Below are 3,860 nucleotides of genomic sequence, written 5' to 3'. Positions count from 1 at the left end.
TGTCGAAGAAGTCGATGCCGGTCTTGACACCGATCTTGTCGAACACCCCGATCAGCGCCTCCACCGGCGCGTTGCCGGCCCCCGCGCCGAAGCGCCGACAGGACCCGTCGATCTGCTTAGCCCCGGCGCGCACCGCCTCGACACTGTTGGCCACGCCCAGACCGAGGTTCTCATGCCCGTGGAAGCCCACTTGGGCGTCCTGACCGAGTTCGGCGACGAGTGCGGCGACTCGGTCGGCGACCCCCTCCAGCACCAGTGCGCCGGCCGAGTCCACCACGTAGGCGCACTGGCAGCCGGCGTCGGCCATGACCCGAGCCTGCTCGGCGAGTTTCTCCGGGCCGACGGTGTGCGCCATCATCAAAAAGCCGACAGTCTCCAGTCCCAGTTCGCGGGCCAGACCGAAGTGCTGGATGGACACGTCGGCCTCGGTGCAGTGGGTGGCGATCCGGCAGATCGACCCGCCGTTGTCCTGGGCCTTCATGATGTCGTCTTTGGTGCCCACCCCGGGCAGCATCAAAAACGCGATCTTGGCCTCCTTGGCGGTGTCGGCAGCCAACTTGATCAGTTCCTGCTCGGGGGTTTTGGAGAACCCGTAGTTGAAACTCGACCCGCCCAGCCCGTCGCCGTGGGTCACCTCGATGACCGGGACGCCGGCGGCATCCAGCGCCGCGACGATGGCGTGCACCTCGTCCTTGGTGAACTGGTGACGCTTGTGGTGGCTGCCGTCTCGCAAGCTGGTATCGGTGATCCGGACATCCCAAATACCGGTGCTCATGACGCCGCCACCTCCTCCTCGTCGCTACGTCCCCCGCAAGCGGGAGGTACCCCCACTGCATCGTCGGCGCCGGTCATCGTGCACCTCCAGCCACCGCAAGGCTCTCCTTGGCGATCTCCTCACCGACCTTGGTCGCGGCCGCGGTCATGATGTCCAGGTTTCCCGCGTACGGCGGCAGGTAATCCCCGGCGCCTTCCACCTCGACGAAGGTCGTCACCACCGCGCGGCCACCGGAGTTCAGCGACGGCTCATCGAACTGCGGTTCGTTGAGCAGCCGGTAGCCCGGAACATAGGTCTGCACCTGCGCTACCACGTCGTCGATCGACGTGGCGATGGCCTCGCGGTCGGCATCGGTGGGGATGGCGCAGAAGATGGTGTCGCGCATGATCATCGGCGGGTCGGCCGGGTTGAGGATGATGATCGCCTTGCCCTGCTGTGCGCCGCCGATGGTCTCCACCCCCTTGGCGGTGGTCTTGGTGAACTCGTCGATGTTGGCCCGGGTGCCCGGCCCGGCCGACACCGACGCCACCGATGCCACGATCTCCGCGTACGGCACGGTGCCGGCGACCCCTTCGGCCCCAGTCGCCTTAGCAGGCGCAGTGACCGCCCGGCACACCGCGTAGACGATCGGGATGGTGGCCTGCCCGCCGCAGGTGATCATGTTGACGTTGGGCGCCCCGAGATGCTGGTGCAGGTTGGCCGGGGGGATCACCGCGGGACCCACCGCGGCCGGCGTCAAGTCGACGACGCGGATCCCGGCCTCGGCGTACTTCGGTGCGGCCGCCGTGTGGACGGCGGCGCTGGTGGCCTCGAACACCAGGTCGGGCTGCTCGTCTTGGGCCAGCAGCCAGTCCACCCCTTCGTGGGTGGTCTCCAGGCCGAGTTTGGCCGCCCGCGCCAAACCCTCGCTGTTCGGGTCGATGCCGACCATCCAGCGTGGTTCCAACCACTGCGAGCGCAGCAGCTTGTACAGCAGGTCGGTGCCGATGTTGCCCGACCCGACGATGGCGACTGACGCTTTGTCAGGCATGAGCTCCTCTATTCGAAAGCCAGCCGGACCGAACCCAGTCCGGCGAAATCGGCGATAAAAACATCACCCGCTCGCGCGTCGACAGCCCGGGTGGCGGTGCCGGGCAATACGATGTCGCCCGCCCGCAGGCGCACCCCGAAGCCATCCACCTTGCGCGCCAGCCATGCCACCGCGGTGACCGGGTTGCCCAGCACTGCGTCGCTGCGGCCCTTGGCCACCACCTCGCCGCCTCGGGTCAGCACCGCGTCGATGTTCTTGATGTCGATGTCGGCCGGCGACACCCGCTGCTTACCGAGCACGAATCCGGCCGACGAAGCGTTGTCGGCGATGGTGTCGCACAGTTTGATCTTCCACTCGGTGATGCGGCTGTCGATCAGCTCGATCGCCGGCGCGAATGCCTCGGTGGCGGCCAGCACGTGCTGCTCTGTGCAGTCGCCGCCGGGCAGATCCTCGGCCAGCAGGAAGGCCACCTCGACCTCGACCCGCGGGTACAGATACCGTTCGGCCTTGACCGCGACGTCCTCAAACACCTGCATCTCGTTCAGCAGGTGTCCGTAGTCCGGTTCGTCGACATCCATCATCTGCTGCATCGCCGCAGACGACAGGCCGACCTTGTGCCCCACCACCCGGGCACCTTCGGCAACCCGCTGCCGGATGTTGATCAACTGGATCTCGTAGGCGTCTACCACGTCGATGGCGGGATACGTCTCCGTCAGCGGTGAGATCGGAACCCGGCTGCGTTCCGCCTGCGCCAAGTCGGCGGCGAGTTCGTCGCGGGTCTGGACACGCAACATGTCGGCAATTCTATAACGTGTTCTACTTTGGTCGATCTGATCAGTGGACCAGTGAGCTCTTGCCGGTGTAGTCGACCTGCCAGTGCTTGATGCCGTTGAGCCAGCCCGAGCGCAGCCGTTCCGGTTCGGCCAGGGGCGCCAGGTCGGGCATGTGGTCGGCGATCGCGGCGAACATCAGCTGAATCGTCATCCGGGCCAGATGTGTGCCGATGCAGTAATGGGCCCCGGTGCCCCCGAACCCGACATGAGGATTCGGGTCGCGCAAGATGTTGAAGGTGAACGGGTCGTCGAAGACGTCTTCGTCGAAGTTGGCCGAGCGGTAGACCATCAGCACCCGCTGGCCCTTGGTGATCTGCACCCCGGAGAGTTCATAGTCGGTCAGCGCGGTGCGCTGGAACGACGTCACCGGTGTGGCCCAGCGGACGATCTCGTCGGCGGCGGTCTCCGGGCGCTGGGCTTTGAACAGCTCCCACTGATCCGGGTGTTCGGTGAAGGCCATCATGCCCTGGGTGATCGAGTTGCGGGTGGTCTCATTGCCGGCCACCGCTAGCAAGACGATGAAGAAGCCGAACTCGTCGTCGTTAAGCTTCTCCCCGTCGATATCGGCCTCGACCAGCGTGGTAACGATGTCTAGACCGGGGTTGCGTCGCTTCTGTTCGGCCAGCTCCAAGCCGTAGGCGATGATCTCCATCGCCGCGTTTTTTGAGTCGTAGTGGGCGAACTCCGGGTCGTCGTATGAGGTCATCTGGTTGGTCCACCCGAACAGCTTGCCGCGGTCTTCCTGCGGCACCCCGAGCAGCCCGGCGATGGCCTGCAGCGGCAGCTCCGAGGCCACCTGCACCACGAAGTCGCCGGAGCCGTGCGCCGCAGCCGCCTTGGCGATGGCCTGGGCCCGCTGTTCGAGGTCGTCGTGCAGCGGCAGGATGTGGCGCGGGGTGAATGCGCGCGAGACGATCTTGCGTAATCGGGTGTGCTGCGGTGCGTCCTGGTTGAGCATGATGAACCGCCCCACGTCGATGTCTTCCCGCGCGATGTCGTCTTTGAACCGGGGGATGGCGCCGTTCTCCCAGCTGGAGAAGACGTCGTCGCGCAGCGAGATCTCCTTGACGTCGGCGTGTTTGGTCACCACCCAGTAGCCGCCGTCCTTGAAACCGCCGCTCTTGTCGTCCGGCTGCTCGTTCCACCAGATCGGCGCGGTCCGGCGCAGCTCGGCCAGTTCCTCGACCGGCAGCCGCTCGGCATGGATGCCGGGGTCGGTGAA

Annotated in this window: 4 protein-coding genes; all 4 read right to left on the bottom strand. The window is 66.1% G+C overall.

The window, feature by feature from the left end:
* The coding region (dmpG, locus tag AC2VOP_RS04150; protein ID WP_486959795.1) for a 4-hydroxy-2-oxovalerate aldolase at positions 1-775 on the bottom strand (775 nt) is incomplete at its 3' end.
* A gap of 73 nt (positions 776-848) precedes the next feature.
* Positions 849-1,805: an acetaldehyde dehydrogenase (acetylating) gene (locus AC2VOP_RS04145; RefSeq protein ID WP_486959794.1), complete on the bottom strand. Its 957-nt coding sequence runs from the start codon at positions 1,803-1,805 to the stop codon at positions 849-851.
* Positions 1,806-1,813: 8 nt separating this feature from the next.
* The gene (locus tag AC2VOP_RS04140) at positions 1,814-2,599 is read right to left on the bottom strand and encodes a 2-keto-4-pentenoate hydratase (RefSeq protein ID WP_486959793.1); all 786 of its coding nucleotides are present in this window, start codon (positions 2,597-2,599) and stop codon (positions 1,814-1,816) included.
* A gap of 40 nt (positions 2,600-2,639) precedes the next feature.
* A partial coding sequence (locus AC2VOP_RS04135) for a cytochrome P450 (protein ID WP_486959792.1) occupies positions 2,640-3,860 on the bottom strand: 1,221 nt, incomplete at its 5' end.

Source organism: Mycobacterium sp. TH-M106 (assembly GCF_057473765.1).
Note: the sequence above shows the minus strand (reverse complement) of the source record. Positions and strands in the feature narration are given on the sequence as shown.

What these genes read in the sequence shown, in the direction of transcription:
- AC2VOP_RS04145 (WP_486959794.1), bottom strand. Translation starts at nt 1,805, where the DNA reads ATGCCTGACAAAGCGTCAGTCGCCATCGTCGGGTCGGGCAACATCGGC.
- AC2VOP_RS04140 (WP_486959793.1), bottom strand. Translation starts at nt 2,599, where the DNA reads ATGTTGCGTGTCCAGACCCGCGACGAACTCGCCGCCGACTTGGCGCAG.